General features: G+C 68.4%; 18 protein-coding genes. 10 read left to right on the forward strand and 8 right to left on the reverse strand.

From position 1 onward, the window contains the following. Window positions 1–89: 89 nt before the first annotated feature. From mltB to RHOOR87_RS0116075, 7 genes are all read left to right on the forward strand, one after another. Entirely contained in the window at window positions 90–1,100 is a 1,011-nt protein-coding gene (gene mltB / locus RHOOR87_RS0116045; protein ID WP_015446646.1) for a lytic murein transglycosylase B, read from the forward strand. Beyond that, entirely contained in the window at window positions 1,097–2,002 is a 906-nt protein-coding gene (locus tag RHOOR87_RS0116050) for a septal ring lytic transglycosylase RlpA family protein (RefSeq protein WP_015446647.1), read from the forward strand. Before mltB ends, RHOOR87_RS0116050 begins: the two co-directional genes overlap by 4 nt. A gap of 70 nt (window positions 2,003–2,072) precedes the next feature. After that, entirely contained in the window at window positions 2,073–3,323 is a 1,251-nt protein-coding gene (locus RHOOR87_RS0116055) for a D-alanyl-D-alanine carboxypeptidase family protein (protein ID WP_015446648.1), read from the forward strand. Beyond that, entirely contained in the window at window positions 3,323–3,613 is a 291-nt protein-coding gene (locus RHOOR87_RS0116060) for a DUF493 family protein (protein WP_027485589.1), read from the forward strand. The genes RHOOR87_RS0116055 and RHOOR87_RS0116060 overlap by 1 nt, the downstream gene beginning before the upstream one ends. Window positions 3,614–3,791: 178 nt before the next feature. Then, complete coding sequence (gene lipB, locus RHOOR87_RS0116065; RefSeq protein WP_085999890.1) at window positions 3,792–4,454, forward strand: lipoyl(octanoyl) transferase LipB; 663 nt, start codon at window positions 3,792–3,794, stop codon at window positions 4,452–4,454. Between the two features lie 9 nt (window positions 4,455–4,463). Further along, window positions 4,464–5,471, forward strand: a complete 1,008-nt coding sequence (gene lipA, locus RHOOR87_RS0116070) for a lipoyl synthase (protein ID WP_027485590.1) — start codon at window positions 4,464–4,466, stop codon at window positions 5,469–5,471. A gap of 8 nt (window positions 5,472–5,479) precedes the next feature. Beyond that, entirely contained in the window at window positions 5,480–7,720 is a 2,241-nt protein-coding gene (locus RHOOR87_RS0116075; RefSeq protein ID WP_027485591.1) for a carboxy terminal-processing peptidase, read from the forward strand. A gap of 145 nt (window positions 7,721–7,865) precedes the next feature. Here the strand turns inward: RHOOR87_RS0116075 and RHOOR87_RS0116080 are convergent, their stop codons facing one another. The 8 genes from RHOOR87_RS0116080 to RHOOR87_RS0116115 form a co-directional block, all read right to left on the reverse strand. Next, a complete protein-coding gene (locus RHOOR87_RS0116080) occupies window positions 7,866–9,728 on the reverse strand; it encodes a sulfotransferase (RefSeq protein ID WP_027485592.1) in 1,863 nt (620 codons plus the stop codon). A 92-nt stretch (window positions 9,729–9,820) separates the two neighbouring features. Continuing rightward, the gene (locus RHOOR87_RS0116085; protein WP_081602835.1) at window positions 9,821–12,682 is read right to left on the reverse strand and encodes a TonB-dependent receptor; all 2,862 of its coding nucleotides are present in this window, start codon (window positions 12,680–12,682) and stop codon (window positions 9,821–9,823) included. 202 nt (window positions 12,683–12,884) lie between these two features. Next, the gene (locus RHOOR87_RS0116090; RefSeq protein WP_015446655.1) at window positions 12,885–14,204 is read right to left on the reverse strand and encodes an aspartyl/asparaginyl beta-hydroxylase domain-containing protein; all 1,320 of its coding nucleotides are present in this window, start codon (window positions 14,202–14,204) and stop codon (window positions 12,885–12,887) included. A gap of 58 nt (window positions 14,205–14,262) precedes the next feature. Then, the gene (locus RHOOR87_RS0116095; RefSeq protein ID WP_015446656.1) at window positions 14,263–16,005 is read right to left on the reverse strand and encodes a M1 family metallopeptidase; all 1,743 of its coding nucleotides are present in this window, start codon (window positions 16,003–16,005) and stop codon (window positions 14,263–14,265) included. Between the two features lie 40 nt (window positions 16,006–16,045). Continuing rightward, window positions 16,046–17,452, reverse strand: a complete 1,407-nt coding sequence (locus RHOOR87_RS0116100) for a leucyl aminopeptidase family protein (protein WP_027485593.1) — start codon at window positions 17,450–17,452, stop codon at window positions 16,046–16,048. Window positions 17,453–17,552: 100 nt separating this feature from the next. Beyond that, on the reverse strand, window positions 17,553–18,251 hold the full coding sequence (locus tag RHOOR87_RS0116105; RefSeq protein WP_027485594.1) for an HAD family hydrolase: 699 nt from the start codon (window positions 18,249–18,251) through the stop codon (window positions 17,553–17,555). A gap of 12 nt (window positions 18,252–18,263) precedes the next feature. Next, window positions 18,264–19,604 (reverse strand): substrate-binding domain-containing protein, encoded by a 1,341-nt coding sequence (locus tag RHOOR87_RS0116110; protein ID WP_027485595.1) that lies wholly within the window; start codon window positions 19,602–19,604, stop codon window positions 18,264–18,266. A 274-nt stretch (window positions 19,605–19,878) separates the two neighbouring features. Further along, on the reverse strand, window positions 19,879–21,285 hold the full coding sequence (locus RHOOR87_RS0116115) for a Do family serine endopeptidase (protein WP_027485596.1): 1,407 nt from the start codon (window positions 21,283–21,285) through the stop codon (window positions 19,879–19,881). 415 nt (window positions 21,286–21,700) lie between these two features. On the opposite strand from RHOOR87_RS0116115, the gene RHOOR87_RS0116120 reads away from it, so the two are divergent. The 3 genes from RHOOR87_RS0116120 to RHOOR87_RS0116130 all read left to right on the forward strand — a co-directional run bounded on the left by RHOOR87_RS0116120 (window position 21,701) and on the right by RHOOR87_RS0116130 (window position 26,562). Further along, on the forward strand, window positions 21,701–24,961 hold the full coding sequence (locus RHOOR87_RS0116120) for an LAGLIDADG family homing endonuclease (protein WP_027485597.1): 3,261 nt from the start codon (window positions 21,701–21,703) through the stop codon (window positions 24,959–24,961). Between the two features lie 58 nt (window positions 24,962–25,019). Continuing rightward, window positions 25,020–25,709 (forward strand): hypothetical protein, encoded by a 690-nt coding sequence (locus RHOOR87_RS0116125; protein WP_027485598.1) that lies wholly within the window; start codon window positions 25,020–25,022, stop codon window positions 25,707–25,709. Window positions 25,710–25,809: 100 nt separating this feature from the next. Then, the gene (locus tag RHOOR87_RS0116130) at window positions 25,810–26,562 is read left to right on the forward strand and encodes a hypothetical protein (protein ID WP_007511742.1); all 753 of its coding nucleotides are present in this window, start codon (window positions 25,810–25,812) and stop codon (window positions 26,560–26,562) included. The last annotated feature ends 86 nt before the right edge of the window (window positions 26,563–26,648 follow it).

Genomic DNA, 26,648 nt, shown 5'->3' on the forward strand with positions numbered 1-26,648 from the left:
CGGTTTTCCGCCCGCCCTTCACCCGGAGTTGCGCCCGCGTGCGTGTTAGGCTTTCGACGACATCGTTGTTCTGTGAGCGAAGCCACGACATGACAGTTGCACCCATGCCGTTCCCGGTCCGTTTCCTCGCCATCCTCGCCTTGCTGTGGATGGGCGCGCCGACCCCGGCCACGGCGACGACGCATCCCGGCCAGGCCGAGCTGGTGCGCGAGGTGGCGCGCGAGACCGGCAAGAGTCCGCAGGCGCTGAATGCGCTGCTCGACGGCGCGACGAGGCAGCAGGCCATCCTCGATGCGATCAGCCGCCCGGCCGAGGCCAAGCCGTGGAAGGACTACCGGCCGATCTTCCTGACCGAGCAGCGCATCGCCGATGGCGTCGCGTTCTACCGCGCGCATCGGGCATTGCTGGAGCAGATCGGCAGGCAGTACGGCGTGGCGCCCGAGTACATCGTGGCGATCGTCGGCGTGGAGACCAGCTATGGCCGCAACACCGGCAAGTACAAGGTGCTCGACGCGCTGGTCACGCTGGGCCTGTACTACCCGCCGCGGGCGACGTTCTTCCGCGAGCAGCTGAAGGAACTGCTGGAGATGCCGGACAACCGCCTGGCTGGGCCGATCGACACCCTTACCGGCTCCTACGCCGGCGCGCAGGGCTGGGGCCAGTTCATGCCCACCAGCATCCGCGATTTCGCGGTGGACGCGGATCAGGATGGCCATATCGAGCTGTCGAATTCACTGCCGGACATCTTTGCCAGCGTGGCGAATTACTTCGTGAAGCACGGCTGGATCGCCGGAGGCCCGGTGGCGGCGCGGGCGCAGCCGGACGGCGCGGCCAGGCCGATCGCGGTGAAGGACGCCAAGCCGCAGTGGCCGCTGGAGCAACTGGAGGCCTGGGGCTACGCGCCGCTGCAGCCGCTGTCGCCGGCCGAACCCAGCAGCCTGCAGACACTGGAAGGCGCGCGCGGGCCGGAGTACTGGTTCACCTTCCAGAACTTCTACGTGATCACCCGCTACAACCGCAGCCCGCTGTACGCGATGGCGGTCGACCAGCTGGCGCAGGCGATTGCCGCCGGCGTGGGCCAGGCGGAAGTGGCGCGATGAGGGCGCTGCGCGCGGCGGCCGCGCTGGCGGCGATCCTGCTGCTGGCCGGTTGCGGCAGCCACCGGACCAAGCCGTCCCATGGTGGCAGCCGGCAGGATGGCGCCCGGGATCAGTCACGCTCCCGCGGTGGCGACGCTTTCCATGACGACCTCAGCAAGCCGCAGGGCAGCCGCTATCGCGACGGCGAAGACAGCGTACCGCCGCCGCTCGACGTCAGCCAGCTGGTCGAGCCGGTGCCGAAGGCGGAGCCGCGCTCGCTGTACGGCAACAAGTCGCCCTACACCGTGCGCGGGCAGACCTATCGCGTGCTGCCCAGCGCGCGCGGCTACGACGAGCGCGGCATCGCCTCGTTCTACGGCAACAAGTTCCACGGCTACAAGACCTCCAGCCTGGAGACCTACGACATGTATGCGTTCAGCGCGGCCAGCACCACGCTGCCGCTGCCCAGCTACGCGCGCGTCACCAACCTGGAGACCGGCAAGAGCGTGATCGTGCGGGTCAACGACCGCGGTCCGTTCCACGACAACCGGCTGATCGACCTGTCCTACGCCGCCGCGGTGAAGATCGGCATCTGGCCCAAGGGCACCGGCCTGGTCGAGGTGCGCGGGATCGACCCCGGCCAGCCGCTGCAGGAACTGCCGCCGCCGACCGTGGTCACAAGCGGACATCCCGGGATCTACCTGCAGGTGGGTGCGTTCGCCGACGCGGACAACGCCGATCGGCTGGCCCAGCGCCTGCGCCGGGCCAATCTCGGCGCGGTGCAGGTGAGCGAGGCGGTGATCAACGGTCAGCGCGTGCGCCGGGTGCGGGTCGGGCCGCTGGCCAGCGTGGATCGGGCCGACCAAGTCACCACGCGGATCGAGGGCATGGGTCTGCCGCGACCCCAGGTCGCGGTAGACTGAGCAGGATTTGCGCAGCTTTTTTCCATCATGTCGGCGATGCCGGCATCCAGCTACCGGACTGAACCACACGATGAATTTTTTCCGCCGTACCCTGACCCCGTTCGCCGCCGTCCTGCTGGTCGGTGTTGCCGTTGCCCAGACGCCGCCGCGCCCGTCGCCGGTGCCGCGTCCGGTGGTACCGGACGCGCCGGTGCCGCCGCCGCCGGACGTCGACGGCAAGAGCTGGGTGCTGATGGATTACGCCACCGGCCAGATGCTCGCCAGCAAGGAACCCGACCAGCGCGTGGAGCCGGCCTCGATCACCAAGGTGATGACCGACTACGTGGTCTCGGCCGAGATCGCCAACGGCAAGATCCACATGACCGACCCGGTCACCATCAGCGAGAACGCCTGGCGCGGCGGCGGCGCCGGCACCGACGGCTCCACCAGTTTCCTCAAGCTCAACAGCCAGGTGCCGCTGAAGGACCTGCTGTACGGCATGATCATCCAGTCCGGCAATGACGCGGCGATCGCGCTGGCCGAGCACACCGCCGGCTCCGAGCCGGCGTTTGCCGGGCTGATGAACGCATACGCCAAGCAGCTGGGCATGGTCAATTCGAACTTCGAGAACGCCTCCGGCTACCCGATCGCGAACCACTACACCACCGCGCACGACATCGCGATCCTGTCGCGCGCGCTGATCCACGACTTCCCCGAGGACTACGCGATCTCCGCGGTCAAGGAGTTCGAGTGGAACGGGATCAAGCAGCACAACCGCAACACGCTGCTGTGGCGCGACCCCAGCGTGGACGGCATCAAGACCGGCCACACCGCGGCCGCCGGCTACTGCCTGGCCGCCTCGGCGAAGCAGGGCGATGCACGCATGATCGCGATCGTGATGGGTGCCAGCAGCGAGAAGGCACGCGCCGATTCGGCGATGGCCCTGCTCAACTACGGCTTCCGCTTCTACGAGACGCACAAGCTGTACGGTGCCGGCAAGCCGCTGGCCACGCCGCGGTTGTGGAAGGGCGCGGCCAACCAGCTGCCGCTGGGCGTGGCCGACGACGTGCTGGTCACCGTCAAGCGCGGCCAGTACGACCAGCTCAAGGCGACCATGGACATTCCCGCCACGCTGATCGCGCCGTTCAGCAAGGGCCAGCAGATCGGCACGCTGCGCATCACGCTGGACGGCCAGCCGGTGCAGAGCGTGCCGCTGGTGGCGCTGGCCGACGCGCCGCAGGGCGGCTTCTTCTCGCGCTTGTGGGACAGCATCCTGCTGTGGTTCCACAGCGACAAGAAGGTCGACGCGCAAGCACCGGCCAAGGACGCGGGTGCGAAGTGATACGGCCGATCGACTTCAGCAAGGCGAAGCAGGAAGGCAAGGGCTTCCAGTTTCCCGGCGAGTTCGAGATCACCGCGGTCGGCAGCGCCAGCGCGAACCTGCCGACCCACGTGCCGCAACTGCTGGAGCGCGCCGGCCTGCACGTGCTGCACGAGACCGTGCGCCACCGGCACTCCGGCGCGGGCAACTTCGTCTCGGTCACGGTGAGCTTCCGCTGCGACAGCCGCGAGCAGTACGAGGCGGCGCATCATGCGCTGCGTGCCGACCCGGATATCCGGTACACGCTGTGAGGGCAGGGAATAGGGAATCGGAAGCAGGGAAAGCCAGCGTTCCTGGTGCCCGGCTTGGGCAGCCAGCATGAGCACCCCTTGCACGCTTCTCGCCTCAAACAACGATTGCCCGTCCCCTCTTTCCTGATTCCCTTCGCCAACCGTGAACGCCGATTCGCCATTCCCCAATCCCGATCCCCTGCCTTTGGCCATCCGTCGCCTCGGCCGTCAGCCGTACGCGGCGACCTGGCAGGCGATGAGCGCGTTCACCGACAACCGCACCGCCGGCACGCCCGACGAATTCTGGCTGCTGCAGCACGACCCGGTGTTCACCCTGGGCCAGGCCGGCAAGATGGAGCACGTGCTGGCGCCGGGCGACATCCCGGTGATCCCGGTCGACCGCGGCGGCCAGGTGACCTACCACGGCCCCGGCCAGATCGTCGGCTACCCGCTGATCGACCTGCGCCGCGCCGGCGTGGGCGTGCGCGAGCTGGTGCACCGGATCGAGCAGGCGCTGATCGACACGCTGGCGCACTGGAACGTGATCGCGGCGCGCCGCGAGGGCGCCCCCGGCGTCTACGTGGCCGACGCCAAGGTCGCCGCGCTCGGCCTGCGCGTGCGCCGCGGCTGCAGCTTCCACGGGCTGGCTTTCAACGTGGCCATGGACCTGGAGCCGTTCCACCGCATCAACCCCTGCGGTTACAAGGGTTTGGCGGTCACGCAGCTGCTAGACTTGGGCGGCCCGTCGCAGCTGGCCGCGGTCGAGGACGTGCTGGTGGAGGAGTTCTGCCGCCAGTTCGGCTTCGTCGCCGAGCCCGCCGCCCCCATCCTGCCCGAACTCCCCGCCCGCGCCGCGGTCTGAGCTGTCTACATGAGCGAAATGTCCACCTCTCCCAAGGTCATCCCGATCGCCGTCGTCAGCGGCGCGCCCGCGGGTGAAAAGCAGCTGGGCAACGACAAGATCGCGCTGAACCGCGCTGGTTTCGACACCAGCGTGCCGACCCTGCGCAAGCCCAGCTGGATCCGCGTGCGGCTGCCGCAGGGCAACGCCGTGCAGCAGCTGAAGGCGCGCCTGCGCGAGAACTCGCTGATCACCGTGTGCGAGGAAGCCTCCTGCCCGAACATCCACGAGTGCTTCAGCAAGGGCACCGCCACCTTCATGATCCTGGGCGAGGTGTGCACGCGGCGCTGCTCGTTCTGCGATGTGGCGCATGGCCGCCCGGTGGCGCCCGATCCGCTGGAGCCGGCGCGGCTGGCCGAGACCATCGCCGACATGCGCCTGAAGTACGTGGTGATCACCTCGGTCGACCGCGACGACCTGCGCGATGGCGGCGCCGAGCACTTCGCCGCCTGCATCCGCGCCACGCGCCACGCCAGCCCGAACATCCGCATCGAGATCCTCACCCCGGATTTCCGCGGCAAGGGCCGCATGGAGCGCGCGCTGGAAGTGCTGAAGGACTTCCCGCCGGACGTGTTCAACCACAACCTGGAAACCGTGCCGCACCTGTACCGCGAAGTGCGCCCCGGCGCCGACTACCGGTGGTCGCTGGATCTGCTGAAGCGCTTCAAGGCGCAGCACCCGCAGGTGCCGACCAAGTCCGGCATCATGCTCGGCCTGGGCGAGACGCACGAGCAGGTGCTGGAAACCATGCACGACCTGCGCGCCCATGACGTCGAGATGATCACCATCGGCCAGTACCTGCAGCCCACGCCGCACCATCATCCGGTGGTGCGCTACTGGACGCCCGACGAATTCGACGCGCTGCGCGAGGAAGGCGAGGCGATGGGGTTCCACCACGTCGCCTCCGGTCCGTTGGTGCGTTCGTCCTACCACGCCGACCTGCAGGCCCATGCAGCCGGTGTCACCGAGTCAGCCTGAGAGCCTCCATGAAATTTCGTCCCGCGCTGGTCCTGCTGCTTGCCTTCACCGCGACCTGCGCGCTCGCGCAGTCGGCCGCCGACCTCGGTGCCGGCAAGGCCCGCAAGGCGGCGACTTGGCCGCTCACGTCCACCCCCGAGGAAGCGCAGGCCGCGCAGCTGTCGGCACGCTTCCTGACCCGTTTCCACTACGACGCGCAGCCGCTCGACGATGCGATGTCGGCGCGCATCTACAACGCCTACTTCAAGTTGCTGGACAGCGAGAAGGTGTTCTTCACCCAGGCCGACATGGCCAAGTTCGCGCCGCTGAAGACCCAGCTCGACGACGCGATCTGGAACCAGGACCTGTCCGCGCCGTTCGCGGTGTTCAACCTCTACGTGCAGCGCGCGGTCGAGCGCATGAACTACGCGCGCGGCCTGCTCAAGCAGGGCTTCGACTTTGCCGCCGACGAGAGCTACACCTTCGACCGCGAGCACGCCGACTGGCCGAAGGACCAGGCTGCGCTGGACGACCTGTGGCGCAAGCGCACCAAGAACGACTGGCTGCGGCTGAAGCTGGCCGGCAAGGGCGACGCGGAGATCCGCAAGACGCTGGACAAGCGCTACGCCGGCTACATCGAGCGGGTCAGGCAGCTCGACGGCCAGGACGCGTTCCAGACCTTCATGACCGCCTACGCCGAGACCACCGACCCGCACACCGACTACCTCGGCCCGCGCGCGGCGGAGAACTTCGACATCTCGATGAAGCTGTCGCTGGAAGGCATCGGCGCGGTGCTGCAGCCGCGCGACGACTACACCCAGGTGCGCGAGCTGGTGCCGGCCGGACCGGCCGCCAAGTCCGGCCGGATCCAGGTCGGCGACCGCATCGTCGGCGTCGGCCAGGGCGACAACGGCCCGATCGTCGACGTGATCGGCTGGCGGCTGGACGACGTGGTCAACCTGATCCGCGGCAAAAAGGATACCACCGTGCGGCTGGAGGTCATCCCCGCCGACGTCGGCGTGGACGGCAAGCACGAGATGGTCAGCCTGGTGCGCAAGAAGGTCAGCATCGAGGAGCAGGCGGCGAAAAAGAAGGTCGTGGAGATCAAGGACGGTGACGTCACCCGCAAGATCGGCGTGATCGAGCTGCCCACGTTCTACTCCGACTTCGGCGCGCGCAGTGCCGGCGACAAGAATTTCAAGAGCGCCACCCGCGACGTCGCCCGCCTGCTCGGCGAGCTGAAGCATGAGGGCGTGCAGGGCGTGGTGGTGGACCTGCGCAACAACGGCGGCGGTTCGCTGGCCGAGGCCAATTCGCTGACCGGCCTGTTCATCGACAAGGGCCCGGTGGTGCAGGTGCGCGACTCCAAGGGCGAGGTCGAGGAGCAGGGCGACGACGACCCGGGCATGGCCTGGAGCGGGCCGCTGGCGGTGCTGGTCAACCGCGGCACGGCGTCGGCGTCGGAGATCTTCTCCGCGGCGATCCAGGATTACCATCGCGGCCTGATCATCGGCGAGCCGACCTTCGGCAAGGGCACCGTGCAGAACCTGGTCGACCTGGACCGCTTCGCGCAGAGCGACAGCGAGAAGCCGCAGCTGGGCGAGCTGAAGATGACCATCCAGGAATTCTTCCGCATCAACGGCGGCTCCACCCAGCTGAAGGGCGTGACGCCGGACATCGCGTTCCCGAAGAACGGCGACGACAAGGACTTCGGCGAGTCGACCTACGACAACGCGCTGAAGTGGACCCAGATCGCGCCGGCCGATTACCAGGCGGTGGCGAACCTCAACGCCTACCTGCCGCAGCTGCAGCAGAAGCACGCCGAGCGCGTGGCGCAGTCGCCGGCGTGGAAGCTGATGCTGGACGAACTGGCGCAGTACCGCACGATGCGCGCGAAGACCGCGATCTCGCTGAACTTCGCCACGCGCGAGGTCGAGCGCAAGCAGCTGGAGGCGGTCCAGGCCGATTTCCGCGCGCGGCACAAGGCCATCGACGGCACCGACGCCTCGCTCGCCGACGAGGCCAGCAGCCTGGACGACGGCCTCAACGCGAACGAGCGCAGCCTGAAGAGCGAGCTCAAGCAGGAGAAGGAGGCGAAGAAGGCGAAGGACGTGCAGCTCAACGAGACCGCGCACATCCTGTTCGATGCGATCGGCATGATCAAGGCCGACCCGCAGCTGGCCGCCGAAGTGCTGCCGTACGGCGGCAGGTTCTCGCCCCACGCGCTGGCCAGCGTACCTGCACCGGCCGCAAGCAGCGTCGCACACTGAGTACCCGCTCTGGCGAAACGAAGAAGGCAGCGCATGGCGCTGCCTTCTTCGTTCTGCGGGTAGGAGCCCGCTGGCGGGCGATGCTTTTGCCTTTGCTTTTCAAACCCCGGCTCCCGGCTCCAAAGCATCGCCCGCCAGCGGGCTCCTACGCCTCGTAGCCGAGGCGGTCGAGCCACGGCTGCAGCACCGGCAGCACCGGCTCGAACTGCTCGCGATAGTGCTGCCAGCGCCCGACCGCCTTGCGATGGACGCCCTCGGTGACCTGCGCGTAGCTGGGCGTGCTGATGAAACGCTTGCGCCGGGCGTGTTCGGCAAAACGCGTCATCGGCGACGTGTCGGCGATGTCGAGGAATTGCCCCAGGCGGGCGACCTGCGCGTCGAACTGGTCGACCACCGATTCGTAGCGCCACTCCAGCACCTGCGGCGCACAAGCCTCGACGTCACGGTACCACTGCTCGAAGGCGCCGGCGTAGCCCTGCGCCAGGCGCTGCAGCGACGAGCACAGCACCATGAAAGCCGGCGAGCGGAACGGCTGCATGCTGCAGCTGAGCAGCACGTCGCACGGGTGGCGCAGACACAGGATGATCCGCGCGTGCGGAAACAGCCGCATGATCATCGGCAGGCACAGCATGTTGAGCGGATTCTTGTCCACCAGGCGGCGTCCGCCGAGGTCGGGCAGCACCTCGCCGACCATGCGCCGGTAGACGCTGCGCAGCTGATCGGCGTCCTGCTGCGTCAGGCTCGCCAGATCCTCGGGATACCGCTGGCCAACCAGCTCCATGCCTTCGATCAGGTCGTGGACGTAGGCGCGCTCGTCCATCGACCGGAAATCCGGATGGGCGTCGAGCATCTGTTCCAGCAAGGTGGTGCCGGAACGGGGGAAGCCGACCACGAAGACCGGACTCTGTCGGCTGCCGGGCGAGGACAGCGGTTTCCAGTCGGCACAGGTGCCGCGCGCGACGTTGCCGCCTGCCACCTGCAACGGTCGGCTGTCGGTGGCCAGCAGTTCCGGCACCACGTTCCGGGCGGTGTCGAGCTGGATCGCGTGCGCCTGCTGCAGGGCCTGCCACGCCTCGGGGTAGCGGCCTTGCCGATCGCGGGCGGAAGCCAGGCCGAAGGCGGCACTGGCCCGGCTCTCGTCGTCGATGGCGCAGGCGAGCACGCGCTGGTACAGCGCGTCGGCCTCGGCATGCGCGCCGCTGCGCATGGCCAGTGCGGCGTGTGCGCGCCAGCCATCGGCGCGGGCTTGCTGTTCATCCGGCAGCAGGGCGTCGAGCGCGGCCAACGGCAACTGCCGCAGTTCGTCTTGCGCTGCGTCGATCCGGTTGTTTCTTTCGTACAGCAGGACGCGTTGCGCAGCGATGCGCAAGCGCATGCTCCCGGCCGCCGCTCCGTCGGGCAGTTGCGCATGCGCCAGCGTGCGCAGCGCCGCGTCCAGGTTGCCCTGGACCGACAGCATGGCGGACAGCACCAGGGCTTGCTCGGCCGGTTGCGCCGGCCAGTCGCCGGCGCCGCTCAGCATGGCTTCCTGGCGGGTGTTGTCGCCGCAGACATAGCAGGCGTACGCCGCCTGCAGCCGGGCTTCGATGAAATGCGGGTCCAGCTGCGCCGCATCCAGCAGCGCCTGCCTGGCCGGCAGCCAACGCCGTTGCTGCGTATGGAGCAGGCCGAGGTTGTAGTGCAGCTCGGCGTCGTCCGGCGCCAGCGTCAGCGCGGTCAGCAGGGCCTGTTCGGCGCCGGCGAGATCGCCCGCCTGGCGGCTGACCACGGCCAGGTTGTTCCAGTAGGCCGAGACGTCCGGTCGCCGCTGCGCCAGCCGCCGGAAGGTGGCCACGGCCTGCGCCAGGCGCGCGGTTGCCTGTTGCGCCAGGCCGAGCAGCAGCAGCACGCTTTCGTCGCTCGCCTGCGCCGGCGTGGCCTGTGCGGCCAGGGCAATCACCCGCTCCGGTTCGCCGGCGTTCCAGGCGCCAGCCATGGCGCCGGCCAGATCCGTGCTCGCGGTGGGCATGCCTTCTCCGTCGATGGTCTTGCGTAACCCATTATGCAAGAGGGCCGCGAATGTTCGCGGCCCTCCCGTTTGCTGCCGGTTTGCTCAGGCGATCAGAACTTGATCGTCGCCCGCGCCCAGTAGTAGCGGCCGAGCACGTCGTACGTGGCGGTATCCACGTTGTAGTTCGCCCCGTTCTGGTAGACCAGCGGCGGCAGCTTGTTGCTGAGATTGTCCACGCCGACGTCGAAGCGGGTGTGGATCGATGGCACCGCGTAGCCCAGCTGGATCGAGTGGTAGATCACCGAAGCCATCGGGATGTTCACCCCGGCGATGGCGGCGTCGGCATTGAGGGCGGTCAGCTTGTTGATGTAGCGCGACTGCCACTGGGCGTTCCAGTTGCCCTTGTCCCAATTGAGCGTGACCGTGCCGCGCCAGCGCGAGATGTTGCCGAATTGCGGGCTCAAGGTGCCGGCGTAGTTGACCGTCTTGGTGTTCGGCTCGCCCGGCGTGGCGTTGACCTTGTAGGTCGAGGTGTAGCTGGTGCTGAGGCCGGCGCGGAAGTTGCCCGGATCCACGCTGCCCAGGTCGAAATGCGGGATCTTGTAGCGCAGCGTGTAGTCGATGCCGGTGGTGCTGAGGGTGCCCAGGTTGACCACCGGCGTGTTGATCAGGAACACCTGGCCGGGCTGGCGGCTGGTGTTGTCCTCGCGATGGATGAACGAGCAGTACGGGCTCGCGTTGTTGTTGTAGCAGGAGCTGACCACCGTGTCGGCCTGGATCGCCGTGAGCGTATCCCGCAGGTAGATGTGCCAGAAGTCGAGGCTGGTGGACACGCCGGGCAGCCAGTCGGGGTCGTAGACCAGGCCGAGGTTGATCGACTTGCCCTTCTCGGGCTTCAGCGTCGCGCCGACGGTGGAGGCGCCCGAATAGAACGTGTTGACCTGCGCGGGCGAGTTGCCGGCCCAGTTCACCGGCACGAACTGGCAGGCGGCCGGATGCGCCGCCAGGTCGGCCGCGGTGCGTCCGACGCAGGGGTCGTTCAGGTTCGGCTGGACCAGGGTGCGGCCGTCGTAGAGCTCGTTGAGGTTCGGCGCACGGAACACCTGGGAGATGGTGCCGCGTACCAGCAGGTCGGCAACAGGGCGCCACTCGATCGCGATCTTGCCGTTGGTGGTGGTGCCGGTGGTGCTGTAGTTGGACGAGCGCACGCCGAGGTCGAGGTTCAGCGAGTGGGCCCATGGCTGGTCGGAAAGCAGCGGGATCAGCGTCTCGGCGTAAACCTCCTTGACGTTGAAGCTGCCACGGCCGGGCGAGCCGCAGGCTTCCTGCAGGATCTGGCAGGTGGTGGTGGTCGGATCGAGCACGGCGAAGTCGCTCACCGTGTAGTTCATGAACTGCTTGCGGTACAGGGCGCCGGCGGACAGCTGCACCGCGCCGGCAGGCAGATCCCACAGCTCGCCGTTGGCGTCGAACTGGGCCTGCTTGGTGGACTGGGTGTAGATGTAGATCGGCGTCTTCACGCCGGTACTCAACACGTTGCCGGCATTCGCCTGGTCGAAGATGTTGGCGCCGGCGTCGACGGCCGCCTGCAGCGAGGGGATGTCCACCTCGTTGGAGTCGCGCTGGTCACGCTTGGTGTGGCTGTAGTTGATCGACGCGTCCCAGTTCCAGCTGCTTTCCTGGCCGAAATTGCCGCGCAGCCCCGCGTTGATCTGCGAGGTGTCGGTGGTGTAGCTGTGCACGCGGGTGCCGGCCCCGGTGAGGCGGGTCTGGAAGTTGTAGCCGCTGTTCGGGTCGCCCGGAACGGGGTTCTGGCTGAAGGTGATGCCGAACGGATTGATCGGGTTGCTGGAGGAGATGATCAGGCCGTCGCCGGTGCCGACCGGCGAGGGCGCGTCCTGGCCGCTGGATACCGTGTGGTTGTAGAACGCATTGACGAAACCGGTCAGATTGTCGGTGAAGTCGTAGCTGCCGAGCACGAAGCCATTGGTGCGCTTCTGCGCGGTCTGGATGTAGTTGAGCGCGGCGTAGTTGAAGGTGTCCGAGCCGAGCCGGCAGCGGTAGTCGCCCAGCGACGAACCGTTGCCCGTGGCCAGGGTCACCTGCGCGTAGCCGCTGGAATTGAGCGTGCAGCCGTATTGGCTGGCGATCGAGGCGGGCACCTGGATGCGGCCGGTCGGGATCGAGCTGGAACCGGCCGGGATGACCGAGCCGCTGGACAGGTACAGCTGCTGCTTGGAGAACTTGCGCCTGGCGCCGAGCGTCGCGTCGTACTTGTTGTAGTCGAGGCCGGCGGCAATGCTGTAATGCTCGCCGGTCATGCCGCCGGTGAGGTTGAACCCGCGGCGCTGGGCGTCGCCGTGGCTGGAGATGCCGTCGTTCAGGCTGAACTGGGCGCCCTTGAAATCCTTGCGCAGGATGAAGTTGACCACGCCGCCGATGGCGTCGGAGCCGTACACCGTGGAGGCGCCTTCGGCCAGCACGTCGACCTTCTCGATCATGTCCGGCGGGATCAGGTTGATGTCCGGGTTGGACATGCGCTGGCCGTTGACCAGCACCAGCGTGCGGCTGATGCCCAGGCCGCGCAGCGAGACGCGCGAGGCGCCATCGCCGGCTTCCAGCAGCGGGCTGGCGACGCCGCCACCGTTGCTGTTGTTCTGCGGGTTGGTCGCGTTGCCCGAAATGCTCGGCATCTGCTGCAGCACGTCACCCAGCACGGGCTTGCCGGAGTTGCTGATGGTCGCGCGGTCCAGCGTCACCACCGGGCTGGCCGTCTCCACATCCACGCGGCGGATCAGCGAGCCAGTCACCACCACCGCTTCCAGATTCTTGGCCTTGCTCTTGGACGGCGGCGTGGCCTGGTCCGTCGAGGTCGGGTTGTCCGTCTGCGGTGCCTGCGCCTGGACGGCGCCCGCCGCCGCGAAAACGCCCGCGGTCAAGGCCAGTCGCACCGCCAGTGACAAGTGATTCATGCCGTATTTCATTTGGTCTCCCCGTTGAATGTTGTTATGTGATGCGTTCCCAGCCTTCGAGCCTGTCGCGTCCCCTCCCCGGGGTACACACTGGGCCACGTCACGACAACCGTCCGCGGTGCCCAGCCGGCAAGAGACTACTCCCAGTATTGGCGCCGCGCACCACCGTCGTCGGCGCGGCCGGCGGTCGACCCGCCCGCGCTCAGGGCTGTCGGGGTGGCGCGGCAGGCGCCGTCCCGCTTTCGCGGTTGAAGTCGCCGATGGCGGCGACCAGGTCGGCCACCGCCGCCCGTTCGGCCTCGCTGAGGTCGGGGTTCCAGCTGTCCACGATCAGCACCACGCGGGTCTGCGTGCTGCGGTTCCACGCTTCGTGCTCGAAGGTGTCGTCGAAGGTGACGCAGCGGCCGTGCTGCCACACGTGGGTTTCGCCGCCCACGCGCAGGGCACAGTCCGGCGGCACGATCAGCGGCAGATGGGTGACCAGGCGCGTGTTGGTGACGCCGCGGTGCGGCAGGATGTGCGTGCCCGGGCCCAGTACCGAGTACAGCGTTTCCGGCGCGTGCTCGCGCACCCGCACCAGTGGCAGCGAGTCCAGCATCGCGCCGGTCTGCGGGCAGCGGGCGCAGTGCAGGTCGTGGCGCAGGCCGTGCCGGTAGAAGAAGAACGCATCCCAGGCCGCCCCCTGCGTACCGGACGAACCGAGCAGTTCGTTGCTGGTATTGGTGCCCAGGAATGGCACCAGCTCGTCCTGGGCGAGCACGCCACGCAGCTCCTCGCCGATCGTCTCGGTGGCCGCCTCCAGCCGCGCATGCTCCGGAAACTGCTCGCGCGGATAGAACGTGCGGCTGGGAATGCCCGGGAAATACAGGAAGGTGGGGCGTTGGCGCGGGTCCGGCAGGTCCGCTTCGCGCTCGTGCAGGTAGATCGCCAGGCACTGGTCGACGCGGGTCAGTTCCGAGCAGCCGTAGCGCTGGCGCAGCGGCTCGATGATCGCGTCGAACAGTTCGCGCCGGCCGGCGGCCACGAAGCGTGCGGCCTGCTTCACCGCTTCGCGCAGGCCGGGCGCGGTGGTGGCGTCGCTGAGCCAGCGCCCTTGCGCCTGCGCCGCATCGATCGCGCCGAGGTAGGCCAGCATCGCGTCGTGCCGGTGCCCCAGCCGTTCCAGCGCGACGCCCAGGCGCAGGCGCGCCACGAACATGCCGGGCGCGAGCTGCAGGCCCTGGCGCAGGCTGTCGACGGCGGCTTCGTCTGCGCCGGCCAGCATCTGCACCTCGCCGAGGCGGTGCAGCACGGCCGCGTCCTGCGGCTGCGCTCGGTGCGCCGCGGTCAGCAGGGCGATCGCGCGCTGCGAATCGCCCCGGCCAAGTTCGCAGGTGGCCACGAACTGCAGCGCTTCGGCGTCGTCCGGCAGGACTTCCAGCAGCCGTCGGAAGGCCTGCTCGGCGGTCGCCGCATCGCCGCGCTGCCAGGCGGCCAGCGCCTGCTCGCGGCACGCGGCGGAAACGGCAAGGGGCGACTGCATCGGCAGGATCCATGGCGGGACGTGCGCCGATTATAAGGACGCGCGGCCCCGCGGCCGGTTATTTCCCCGCGCGCGGCGCCGCCCGCTGCTGCTTCAGCCATTGCTGGTAGGCCGCGACGTGCGGCAGCTCGCGCAGCACCTTCGAGCGCGGGTCGACGATCGGCAGGCTGCCGGCCGGCACCTGCAGCTGGCTGCTGCCGTCGCGCATCGGCAGGGTGTGCACGCTGTCGCCTACCTGCACCTCGATCGGCATCGGGAACGGCTTGCCGTGTTCGGTGACCCAGCGCAGTTTCAGCGTGTCGCCCACGCGCTGCTGCTCCAGGCGCGGCAGCGCGGCGTCGCGCAGGTAGACGTCGAAGAGCCAGTCGAGCTTGCGCCCGCTGACCTGGTCGACGATCGCGACGTAGTCGCCGGTGCTGGCGTAGCGCGGGCTGAAGTTGCCGGGTTTCGGGTCGGGGCGGCCGTAGACCAGCCGGCGGATGCTGTCGAAGAAGGCCTGGTCGCCGATCAGCTGGCGCAGCGTGTGCAGCATCAGCGCGCCCTTGTTGTAGATGTCCTGGCCCGGGCCGGCCTTCTCGTCGTAGACCTGTTCCTCGGTGCGGCTGCTGCCGGAGACGATCGGGTGGCGGTTGCGCAACTTCAGGCGCAGCTCGTGCAGCCAGCTGAAATAGTCCATGTCGCCGTTGAGGTACTGGCTGTACAGCGGCTGCATGTAGGTGCCGAAGCTCTCGTGCAGCCACATGTCGTCCCAGTCGGCGTTGGTCAGCTGGTTGCCGAACCACTCGTGGGCGAATTCGTGCTGCAGCAGGCTGTCGTAGCCGTATCCGTTCAGGCGGTACTGGTTGCCGTAGGCGTTGAGGGTCTGGTGCTCCATGCCCAGGTGCGGGGTTTCCACCACACCCATCTTCTCGTCGCCGAACGGATACGGGCCGATCTGCTGCTCGAAGAAATCCAGCATGCGCGGGAACTCGCCGAACAGCCGCTGCGCGCCGGCCGCGTGTTCGGGCAGGTACCACAGCTGCATCGGGATGGTGTTGCCGTAGCGGCTGGCGTAATCGCCCTTGAGCAGCTTGAAGGGTCCGACGTTGATCGCGATCGCGTAGGTGTCGGGGTGCCTGGCGCGCCAGTGGTACGTGTGCCGGTCGCCCGCCTCGGTGATGCCGACCAGCACGCCGTTGCCGGGCGCGGCCAGCGTCTTCGGCACGGTGATGAAGGTGTCGACCAGGTCGGGTTCGCCCTGCGGCTGGTCGATGCACGGCCAGAACAGGTCGCAGCCCTCGCCCTCGACCGCGCTGGCCACCCACGGCTGGCCGTCGGCACTGTGGCTCCACACGAAGCCGCCGTCCCACGGCGCCTTCTTCGCCACGTGCGGTTGGCCGCCGTAGCGGATCGTCACGCTGACCTTGCCGCCGGCGGCGAGCATCGCCGGCAGGCGGATGCGCAGGCGACCGTCGGGGTTGCTCCATGTGCCGGCGGCGAGCGGGCGGCCGTCGAGGTCGATGCCGCCGATGGCCAGGTTGCGATCCAGATCCAGCAGCAGCGTGTCGGTGGTGGATGTCGCGGTGAAGCCCAGGGTGGCGACGGCGTCGATGCGCTGCGCGGCCGGCTCGACCGTGAAGTGCAGCTCGGCATGATCGAAGTGCACGCGCGCCTGTTCGGCCGGCATTGCGCCGCCGGAGTTCAGCGTCTGCGCGGTCAGCGCCGGCTGGGCGGTGGCCACGGTCCGGGCGACGGGAACGCCGCTGCAGGCGGCAAGGCCGAGTGCCGTGCAGGCGGCGAGCAGCTGCTGGCGGAAAGGCATGGCGGGTTTCCGGTCGGGGGAACCCGCAGGATGCAGTCTTTCACTCCGGCACGACAACGCCGGAGGTCATGTTGCCGTAGCGCTGCTGCAGGAACGCGAACGTCGCGCGCAGGCCCATCGCCTCGCCGCCGCGCGGGCGGCCGGGACGGTCGGCGTCGTTCCAGGCGTAGGTGTCCAGGTGCAGCCACGGCGTGCCGTCCGGCACGAAGCGCTCCAGGTACAGCGCCGCGGTGATCGCGCCGGCGTGGCGCGACGGGCCGGCGTTGGCGAAGTCGGCCAGGTAGGAATCGAGCATCTTGCGGTACGGCCGCCACAGCGGCAGTTGCCACAGCGGATCGCCGACCGCGCGGCCGGCGGCCAGCACGCCGGTGGCCGCGGCCTCGTCGTTGGCGAACAGCGCGGGCAGGTCCGGGCCCAGCGCCACGCGCGCGGCGCCGGTGAGGGTGGCGAAGTCGAGCATCAGGTCGGGCTGCTGTTCCGAGCCGTAAGTCAATGCGTCGCACAGCACCAGGCGGCCTTCGGCGTCGGTATTGTCGATCTCGACCGAGTGGCCGGCACGGGTGACCACCACTTCGCCCGGGCGCAGCGCATTGCCGGCCACCGCGTTTTCCACCGCGGGGATCAGCAGGGTCAGGCGCACCGGCAGCTGCGCCTGCATCACCAGCCCGGCCAGCGCGATCGCGTGCGCGGCGCCGCCCATGTCCTTCTTCATCCAGCGCATGCCGTCGGACGGTTTCAGGTCGAGCCCGCCGGTGTCGAAGCAGACGCCCTTGCCGACGATCACCAGTCTCGGGTCGGCCTTGCGGCCCCAGCTCAGCTCGACCAGCCGCGGCGCGCGATGACTGGCGCGGCCGACCGCGTGGATGGTCGGGAAGTTCGCCTTGAGCAGTTCGTCGCCGACCCAGTCGCGCACCTTCGCCTGGTGCGTCTTGCCGAGCCGGCGGATCGCATCGCCGAGCTGCTCCGGGCCCATGTGCTCGGTCGGCGTGTTGACCAGGTCGCGCACCAGCGCGGTGGCTTCGACCAGCGGCGCCAGCTGCTGCAACTCGGCGGTCCGCACGGCGAGCCGGGCCGGCGCGCGCTTCGGCTGGCGGTAGCGGTTGAACTGGTAGGCGCCCAGTGCCCAGCCCAGCGCGGCCTGGACCGGATCGGCCAGCACGCCTTCGTCGGCGAGGTGGTAGCTTGCTTCGGGCAGGCTGCATGGCAGCGCGGCCAGCGCCGCCAGCGGCTCGCGCGGGTCGACGCCGGCCAGCACGCGCACCAGCTTGCCGGCGGCGTCGGACAGCAGCGCGAACGTGCCTGGCGCGGCCGCGAAACCGCTGTCGGCCAGCCAGCGCCGCTGCGCCGCGGTGAGCCGGCGACGGCTCGCCGCGTAGTGCGCGGCGTCGGTGGTCTCGATGGCGATGCTGTGGCGGTTGCCGGACTGGCGTTCGATCAGGGCGGACATGCGGGATCCTTCGGGCTTGCGGCGGCACGGTGCGCCGCGTCATGGGCGATCAGCCGCCAATGATGCGCGCATCGCGCGCAGCTTGCCTATGGTCCTTTGGTCAGCGGGCGCCGTGCGCGTCGAGCCAGTCGGCGAGCGCGGTCATGTCGCGCAGGTCCAGCTCGGGCGGCTGACCCAGTGCGGCCGGCCAGGGCAGGCCCGCGCGGTTGATCCAGGCGGTGCGCAGGCCGGCGTCGCGGGCGCCGGCCATGTCCATCGCCGGATCGTCGCCGACATGCAGGATCTCCCCGGGCGCCACGCCCAGCCGTTCGGCCGCGGCCAGGAAGATCCGCGGGTCGGGCTTGGCCACGCCGCTGTCGCGCGCGCAGACGTGGTGGGCGAAGTGCGCATGGATGCCGATGCGCTGCAGGTCGGCGTTGCCGTTGGTCAGGCTGGCCAGCGGCCAGCGTGCGGTGATCCGCTGCAGCGCGGGCAGGCTGTCCGGGTACAGCTCCACGCTGTTGCGCGCGGCGAAGTAGATTTCCCACAGCGCCTCGACCGGCGCCTCGTCCACGCCGCAGGCGGCGAACGCCTGCCGCAGGGTGAGCTGGCGCTGGCGGGTGAAGTCGTGCGCCAGGTCCAGCCGCTCGGCGGCGACCTGCATGCGCAGCGCGCGCATGGCCGCGATCGGCCACGCGCGGGCGACCTCGGGGTGGTGCCGCCGCAGCCACGCATCCACCGCCTGGTCGGCGCGTTCCAGCGCCGGCAGCACCGGCCACAAGGTGTCGTCGAGGTCGAGTGTCAGCGCGAGGATCGGCACGTCCGCGCGGGCTTAGCGATTGCGGATGCGCAGCACCTGGCCCAGCTTGATCTGGTCGTTCTTCAGGTGGTTCCACTCGCGCAGCTGGGCTACCTCGACCGAGTGCCGCTTGGCGATCGTCGACAGCGTGTCGCCCTTGGCCACCTTGTAGGTGGTCATGGTCTGGCTGGCGTTCGCATCGACCTTGCCGAAGTTCTTGCCCGCGGCCTGCTCGCGCGTGGTGGCGCTGCCGTTGGCGTGGGTCACGCTGGAGACGGTGACGTCGCTCACGCTGCCCTGGATCCGGCTCAGGCGGGCGTTGTCCTTCTCGTCGGCGCGGCGGCGCTCGACCGCCTGCCGGGCCGCCACCGTATCGGGCGAGGTCGGCGCGATCGCGGCGCGTGCCGCGTAGGTGGCGCCCGGCGCCGACACCGGCGTGCCGCGGACCGGGCGCGCGCCGACTTCGGCCAGGATCCGGCTGCGCCGCGAGGTGTCCAGCGCCACCAGCGCCGCGCCATCCTGGTACGGCAGCACCGCGTGCTTGCGCAGCGCGGCCTCGGCCGGCGCGGTCTGCATGAAGTCGACGAAGGCCTGCGCCTGGGCGGCCTTCGGGCTGCGCGGGTTGGTCACCAGGTACAGCGGGATGAACAGCGGGTAGCTGCCGTCGGCGATGTTGGCGGCGGTGGCCGACTTGCCGTTGACCGGGATCGCCTTGAGCTTCGGGTTGCCGCTGATGCTGGCCAGGGTGCTCACGCCCAGGCCGTTCGGGTTCAGCGCGATGCCTTCCTCCAGCTTGCGCGTGTTGACGTACAGCCGCGGCGCCGCCACCGGCTGGTTGCCGCGGCCGAACAGCAGGCTGCGCAGGCTGTATTCCACGCCGTCGCCGGGGCTGGCCACCGCGTAGACGTCGATCGGCGCATTGCTGCCGCCGACTTCGCTCCAGTTGTGGATGCGGCCGTAGTAGATGTCGTGCACCTGCTTCAGGCTGAGGTTGCGCACCGGGTTGGACGACTGGGTGACGATCACCAGCGCATCCCAGGCTACCGGGGTGAAGGTGAGGTTTGCGTTCTGCGCGCTGTTGTCGCTGGCGCGCGCGCTGCCGGCCAGGTCGGCGGTGCCCGAGGCCACCGCGTCGATGCCCGAGGCGGTGTTGAACGGCTGCAGCTCGATCCGCCCGTGGCCGCTCTTCTCCCACGCCTTCGCCACTTCGTTGACCACGCCGTTCGCGGTGGCGACGTCGCCGCGCCAGACCAGGCTGCTCTTGGCGGGAGCGTTGGCGTGGTGCGTCCTGGATTTGCTCTTGGCGAACGCGGGGGTGGCGAGGCAGGTCCCGATCAGGGCGACGGACAACAGGCGGGCAAGACGGACAGACATGGTGGTGGGGAGCCCCGGCATGATTTGGGTGTGGATGGGAAGGCGCAAGTATGGCGCCTCGCAGGCGCACGCAGGATGAAACGACGAGGGTATTTCATCGGCCTGAATGCTGGACATCAAGCGCTTTCATGGGTTTGCGCGGAGGCAGGCGCCCAAGCTGTGCGCCCGGACACGGCCCGGAGGCGATCCCGGCCACGCTTTCGCCTGAAGCCTTTCCCGGCAGGGTGTTGAAAACATCCTGCCGGGAAAGGCCCGAACAAGATCCGGGGCGTGCCTAGTTGACCACCACGTAGCGCGTGCCGTCGTCGTCGGCGACCACCAGCACCAGCTGGCGCGGGTTCACTCCGGCCAAGCCGCGCAGCATGTGCAGGCTGGTGATGCGCTGACCGCCCACGCCGATCACCACGTCGCCGGCGTCCAGCCCGGCGCGTGCCGCGCGGCTGCCCGGCTGCACCGCGTCGACTGCCGCGCCGTACCAGCCCTGGTTGCGTTGGCTCTGGCTGAGTTCGCTGAAGCGGACGCCGGCTAGGCGCGGGTCGAGCTGGCCGCCGTCGACGCTGGCCAGTTTCTCCGCGGTGAGCGTGGCGCTGACCTCGCGCAGCTTGCCCTCGCGCAGCACGCCCAGACGCAGCGTGCTGCCCAGCGGCAACAGGCCCTCGGCATTGTTCAGTTCCTGCACGCTGTGCAGCGGCTTGCCGTTCAGCGAGGTCAGTACGTCGCCGGGCTGCAGGCCGGCGTGCGCAGCGGCCGAGCCGTCGGTCACGCCGGTGATCACCACGCCGTTGCTGTCCTTCAGGCTCAGCAAGCGGGCGATGCGCGGGGTGATCGCCTGGGTCTGTACGCCCAGGCTGCCGCGCTGCACCTTGCCGTGCGCCAGCAGCTGCGCCATCACCTCGCTGGTGAGGTTGCTGGGAATCGCGAAGCCGATGCCCACGTTGCCGCCGGACGGCGAGAAGATCATGGTGTTGATGCCGACCAGCTCGCCGCGCAGGTTGACCAGCGCGCCGCCGGAGTTGCCGGGGTTGATCGAGGCGTCGGTCTGGATGAAGTTCTGGTAACCGGAGCTTCCCGAATTGGAGCTGCCCAGCCCCGAGCGGCCCAGCGCCGAGACGATGCCGGCGGTGACCGTCTGGCCCAGCCCGAACGGGTCGCCCACCGCCACCACGTAGTCGCCCACCTGCAACGCGGAGGAGTCGGCCAGCGGCAGCGCCTTCAGGTTCTGCGCCGGGATCTGCACCACCGCCACGTCGGTGGCCGGATCGGTGCCGAGCAGCTTGCCCCTGAACGTGCGCCCGTCCTGCAGCGTCACGCTGATGTCGTCGGCGCCGCCGACCACGTGGTTGTTGGTCAGCACGTAGCCTTTCGCCGCGTCCACGATCACGCCGGAGCCCAGGCTCTGCTCGACCCGCTCGCGCGGCGTCGCCGGCAGGCCGAAGAACTGGCGCACCATCGGGTCGTCGAAATACGCGTCGCGCACCTGCACCCGCGTGGTGGTGGAGATGTTCACCACCGCCGGCGTCACCCGCGTCAGCATCGGCGCCAGCGACGGCATCGGCTGGCCGCCGACCGCGGCCGGCAGGGTGGCCGCGCGACCGGCGCCCGGCACGCTGCCGAGCATGGCGACGGCCACGGCCAGCAAGCCGGTCAGCCAGGGCACAAGACGGGAAGGCGGCTGCGACATGGAGTCCTCCTGAGGCGGTGAAAGCGGCGCTGCTTCGACCGGGGCGCGGCGCCACGGTTCCGTCCGGACGAATGCTGCCGTGGGACTTTACAAGCATCGACGTCAGGGTTAACTTGCTTACCCGATATCAACCACAACATCTTGTGTTCACGAGCCAGCGCCAAGACAAGCACTGGTGTCGACCGTCGCACTCTTGAGGGGGAGTTGTTGCCGTCGGGAATATCAGGTGGCGCATGGGCCGGAGGGCAATCCTCGTTGGCCCTTCAGGTGCCACAGACACTGCGTGAACGACATTGCCGTATCGAATAAAAAAACAACGCCGGCCGCAGGGCCGCCGCGAGAGGTCAGGAAGCCGATGAGCACAATGCGTGCGCCAGCCACAAGTTCAGCCCCCAGCGCGAACCCAGGTTCAACCATGAACCCAGTTACCAACCGTGATGCCGCCGTGGAAATCCCGCTGCAGCCGGCGTCGTACGACATCTGGGACAAGAAGTATCGTCTGAAGGCGAAGTCCGGCGAGCCGGTCGACGCCACCATCGACGAGACCTACCAGCGCGTGGCGCGCGCGTTGTCCGACGTGGAAGCCAGCGACGAGCTGCGCGGCCACTGGTACGAGCGTTTCCTGTGGGCGCTGCGCCGCGGTGCGATCCCCGCCGGCCGCATCACCTCCAACGCCGGCGCGCTGGCGCACAAGCCGGCCACCTCCACCATCAACTGCACCGTCTCCGGCACCATCCGCGACTCGATGGACGACATCCTGGAGAAGGTGCACGAAGCGGGTCTCACGCTGAAGGCCGGCTGCGGCATCGGCTACGAGTTCTCCACGCTGCGCCCGCGCGGCGCGTACGTGTCCGGCGCCGGCGCGTACACCTCCGGCCCGCTGTCGTTCATGGACATCTACGACAAGATGTGTTTCACCGTCTCCAGCGCCGGCGGCCGCCGCGGCGCGCAGATGGGCACGTTCGACATCAGCCATCCCGACGCCAAGGAATTCATCCGCGCCAAGCGCGAGGACGGCAGGCTGCGCCAGTTCAACTTGAGCCTGCTGATCACCGACGGCTTCATGCAGGCGGTCGAGCACGACCAGGACTGGCCGCTGGTGTTCCCGGTGCACGTCAAGGAACAGGACGAGATCGACCTGGCCGACCCGGCCCAGGTGGTCTGGCGCGAGTGGCCCACCCACGAGAACTACGTCGACCGCGAGGACGGCCTGGTCGCCTGCAAGATCTACGGCCACATCCGCGCGCGGCACCTGTGGGACATGATCATGGTCTCGACGTACGACTACGCCGAGCCCGGTTTCATCCTGATCGACAAGGTCAACGAGATGAACAACAACTGGTGGTGCGAGCACATCCGCGCCACCAACCCGTGCGTCACCGCCGACACCTGGGTGCAGACCGCCGAAGGCCCGCGCCAGGTCGGCGACCTGCTCGGCCACGGTTTCATGGCGCGGGTGGACGGCCAGGATCACGCCACCGGTGCCGAAGGTTTCTTCCGTACCGCGACCAAGCCGGTGCTGGCCTTGCAGACCGAAGAGGGCCACCGCCTGCGCCTGACCGAAGATCATCGCGTGCGCCGCGTCTCGCGCCTGACCCGCTGGAGCGTGGACACCGAGTGGTGCGCCGCCGGCGCGTTGCAGCCGGGCGACCGCGTGCTGCTCAACGACCACCGCGCCAACGCGCAGTGGCCCGGCGCGCTGAGCGCGGAGCAGGGTTACCTGCTCGGTCTGCTGGTCGGTGATGGCACGCTCAAGCACGAGGCCGCGGTGTTGTCGGTGTGGCCGCAGGCGGCCGTCGTGAACGGCTCGGTGAATGGCGGCACTCGTGCCCTGATGGCCGAAGCCCTGCGCTGCGCGCGGACGCTGCCGCATCGCGCCGACTTCGCCGGCTGGTCGGAAGTGGCCGGCCGTGGCGAGTTCCGCATGAAGTCCGCCGCGCTGCGCGACCTCGCCTTCGAGTTCGGCATGGGCGTCGGCGACAAGGCGATCACCCCGGCGCTGGAACAGGCATCGAGCGAGGCCTATTGCGGTTTCCTGCGCGGCTTCTTCGACGCCGACGGTTCGGTGCAGGGCAGCCAGGCCAAGGGCGTGTCCGTGCGCCTGGCGCAGTCGGACCTGCCGCGGCTGGAAGCGGTGCAGCGCATGCTGCTGCGCCTGGGCATGCCGTCGCGCATCTACCGCGATCGCCGCGCCGCCGGCGCAAGCCGGTTGCCGGACGGCCATGGCGGCACGCAGGCGTACGCCACCCAGGCCCAGCACGAGCTGGTCATCGCCGGCGAGTCGCTGCAGCGTTTCGCCGAGCTGATCGGCTTCGCCGACAGCGACAAGGCGACCTGCCTCAAGGCGGCCCTGTCCGGTTACAAGCGCACCCTCAACCGCGCACGATTCGTCGCCACCGTCGAGTCGCTGCAGGCCGATGGCGTCGAGGACGTCTACGACGTGCAGGTGCCGGGCATCAACACCTTCGACGGCAACGGCCTGCACGCGCACAACTGCGGCGAACAGCCCCTGCCGCCGTACGGCTCGTGCCTGCTCGGCTCGATCAACCTGACCACCTTCGTGCGCGACCCGTTCGGCCCGAAGGCGCGCTTCGACTGGGACGAATACCGCGAAGTGGTCAAGGTGTTCACCCGCATGCTCGACAACGTGGTCGAGATCAACGGCCTGCCGCTGGAGCAGCAGCGCAACGAGATCATGGGCAAGCGCCGCCACGGCATGGGCTTCCTCGGCCTGGGTTCCACCGTGACCATGCTGAAGATGCGCTACGGTTCGGCCGACGCGGTGAGTTTCACCGAGGACGTCTCGCGCGAGATGGCGGTGGCCGGCTGGGAAGTGGCGCTGGAGCTGGCGAAGGAAAAGGGCGCCGCGCCGATCCTGCTGCGCGACTACACCGTCACCGGCGACATGCTGCGCAAGCGCCCGGAAATGGCGGCCGACGGCTACAAGATCGGCGACGCCATCCCCGGCCGCGTGCTGCACGCCAAGTACAGCCGCTACATGCAGCGCATCGCCACGGTGGCGCCGAACCTAGTCGAGCAGCTGGCCGAGACCGGCGCGCGCTTCACCCACCACAGCTCGATCGCGCCCACCGGCACCATCTCGCTCAGCCTGGCCAACAACGCCAGCAACGGCATCGAGCCCAGCTTCGCCCACAGCTATTCGCGCAACGTGATCCGCGAGGGCAAGAAGTCCAAGGAAAAGATCGAGGTGCTCAGCTACGAGCTGCTGGCTTACCGCGCCCTGATCAACGCCGACGCCAAGGTGTCCACCGACGAGGCGGCCAACAAGCTGCCGGACTACTTCGTCTCCGCCGACGACATCAGCCCGAAACAGCACGTGGACATCCAGGCCGCCTCGCAGAAGTGGATCGACTCGTCGATCTCCAAGACCGCCAACGTGCCCACCGACTACCCCTACGAGGACTTCAAGGACATCTACTTCTACGCCTACAAGCAGGGCCTGAAGGGATGCACCACGTTCCGCTTCAACCCTGCCGCGTTCCAGGGCGTGCTGGTCAAGGAAGCGGACCTTGAAAGCACCCTCTACCGCTTCGAGCTGGAGGACGGTAGTGTTGTCGAACTGAAAGGCAATGAGCAGGTGGAATACGATGGCGAAATGCACTCCGCCGCGAACCTCTTCGATGCCTTGAAGGAAGGCTACTACGGCAAGTTCTGAACCGTCGCACGCGCCCGCGTGCGGCAACTCAAGCGATCCACCGGAGGGGAACACCAGCATGTCCATCGATAACGAAGTTGAAATGAACGCCACCACCACGCCGGTCGCCGCCGAGGCACCTGCCGTAGTCCTGCCGGTTCTGCCGGAAGTGCCGCCGGCCGCGCCGGTTGCCGCACCCGCGCCGGCAAAGAAGAAGCCGGCAGCGAAGAAGAAGGCCGCCCCGAAGAAGGCCGCGGGCAAGAAGGCGGCGCCGAAGAAGGCTGCCGCCAAGAAGGCCGCGTCGAAGAAAGCCGCGGCAAAGAAGAAGGCAGCGCCCAAGAAGGCTGCGGCGAAAAAGGCCGCCCCGAAGAAGGCCGCCGCCAAGAAAGCCGTGAAGAAGGCGGCGAAGAAAGTGGCCCGGAAAGTTGCGAAGAAAGTGGCGGTGAAGAAGACCGCCGCGAAGAAGGCCGTCAAGAAGGTGGCCGCCAAGGCCGCTAAGAAGGCCGGCGCCGCGAAGAAGGCGGTGAAGAAGGTCGCGAAGAAAGTCGCCAAGGTGGTGAAGAAGAAGGCCACCAAGGTCGCAAAGAAGGTCAGCAGCAAAAAGACGGCCGGCAAGAAGGCCGCACCGAAAAAGGCGGCAGCGAAGAAGTCCGCCAGCAAGAAGGCCGTCGCCAAGACGGCCAAGAGGTCCACTGCCAGCAAGAAGGCGGGCACCCGGTCGGCGGCGCGCAAGCCTGCCGCCAGGAAGGCCGCCGCAAAACGGAAGTAGGCAACACCCATCCGGCCCGGCCGTCGCGCCGGGCCGGATCTTTCGCAGCACGCCGCGTCCACTCCGGCACCAACACCGATAAATAGAAGAAGCGAACACCATGGCGATCAAGATCGACAAGAAGATCACCGGCTACAACGTGGTCAAACCCGAAGACAAGGTTGCCGCCACCCCGGTCACCGCCGCCGCGCCGAAAGAGGCGCCCACGGCCGAAGTGATCCAGATGCACGAAAGCGTCGAGCGCCCGGAAACCCTGGTCGGCTCCACCTTCAAGATCAAGTCGCCGCTGTTCGAGCACGCGTTGTACGTCACCATCAACGACATCGTGCTCAACGCCGGTACCAAGCACGAGCTGCGCCGCCCGTTCGAGATCTTCATCAACTCGAAGAACATGGACCACTTCCAGTGGATCGTGGCGCTCACCCGCATCCTGTCCGCGGTGTTCCGCAAGGGCGGCGACGTCACCTTCATCGTGGAGGAGCTGAAGGCCGTGTTCGACCCCCGCGGCGGCTACTTCAAGGCCGGCGGTGTCTACATGCCCAGCATCGTCGCCGAGATCGGCGGCGTGATCGAACAGCACATGAAGAACATCGGGCTGATCCACGATCCGGAAATGGACGAGGCCACGCGCAAGCTGATTGCCGAGAAGCGCGCGGCCTACGAGGCGCTGGACTCAAAAAAAAACTCTGAAGTGAGCGGTACGCCGGCTGCCCCGAGCGCCGATGCCGCCGCGTCCGAGACGCTCACGTTTCCGCCCGGCTCGATGATGTGCGACAAGTGCAACACCAGGGCACTGGTGCTGATGGACAATTGCCAGACTTGCTTGAATTGCGGGTATAGCAAGTGCGGGTGAATGTGCGCATACGAGTGAATTGAGCAAGGGGTGGCAGTCATGCCACCTTTTTTATTCTGCGCAATTCCTCGCAGTAAGTTTTCGCT

It is taken from the genome of Rhodanobacter sp. OR87, from assembly GCF_000473345.1.
In the GTDB taxonomy this organism is placed as follows: Bacteria; Pseudomonadota; Gammaproteobacteria; order Xanthomonadales; family Rhodanobacteraceae; genus Rhodanobacter; species Rhodanobacter denitrificans.

Coding starts and splice junctions, on each gene's coding strand:
- mltB (WP_015446646.1), top strand. CDS start 90: ATGACAGTTGCACCCATGCCGTTCCCGGTCCGTTTCCTCGCCATCCTC.
- RHOOR87_RS0116050 (WP_015446647.1), top strand. CDS start 1,097: ATGAGGGCGCTGCGCGCGGCGGCCGCGCTGGCGGCGATCCTGCTGCTG.
- RHOOR87_RS0116055 (WP_015446648.1), top strand. CDS start 2,073: ATGAATTTTTTCCGCCGTACCCTGACCCCGTTCGCCGCCGTCCTGCTG.
- lipA (WP_027485590.1), top strand. CDS start 4,464: ATGAGCGAAATGTCCACCTCTCCCAAGGTCATCCCGATCGCCGTCGTC.
- RHOOR87_RS0116075 (WP_027485591.1), top strand. CDS start 5,480: ATGAAATTTCGTCCCGCGCTGGTCCTGCTGCTTGCCTTCACCGCGACC.
- RHOOR87_RS0116080 (WP_027485592.1), bottom strand. CDS start 9,728: ATGCCCACCGCGAGCACGGATCTGGCCGGCGCCATGGCTGGCGCCTGG.
- RHOOR87_RS0116085 (WP_081602835.1), bottom strand. CDS start 12,682: ATGAATCACTTGTCACTGGCGGTGCGACTGGCCTTGACCGCGGGCGTT.
- RHOOR87_RS0116090 (WP_015446655.1), bottom strand. CDS start 14,204: ATGCAGTCGCCCCTTGCCGTTTCCGCCGCGTGCCGCGAGCAGGCGCTG.
- RHOOR87_RS0116095 (WP_015446656.1), bottom strand. CDS start 16,005: ATGCCTTTCCGCCAGCAGCTGCTCGCCGCCTGCACGGCACTCGGCCTT.
- RHOOR87_RS0116100 (WP_027485593.1), bottom strand. CDS start 17,452: ATGTCCGCCCTGATCGAACGCCAGTCCGGCAACCGCCACAGCATCGCC.
- RHOOR87_RS0116110 (WP_027485595.1), bottom strand. CDS start 19,604: ATGTCTGTCCGTCTTGCCCGCCTGTTGTCCGTCGCCCTGATCGGGACC.
- RHOOR87_RS0116115 (WP_027485596.1), bottom strand. CDS start 21,285: ATGTCGCAGCCGCCTTCCCGTCTTGTGCCCTGGCTGACCGGCTTGCTG.
- RHOOR87_RS0116120 (WP_027485597.1), top strand. CDS start 21,701: ATGAACCCAGTTACCAACCGTGATGCCGCCGTGGAAATCCCGCTGCAG.
- RHOOR87_RS0116125 (WP_027485598.1), top strand. CDS start 25,020: ATGTCCATCGATAACGAAGTTGAAATGAACGCCACCACCACGCCGGTC.
- RHOOR87_RS0116130 (WP_007511742.1), top strand. CDS start 25,810: ATGGCGATCAAGATCGACAAGAAGATCACCGGCTACAACGTGGTCAAA.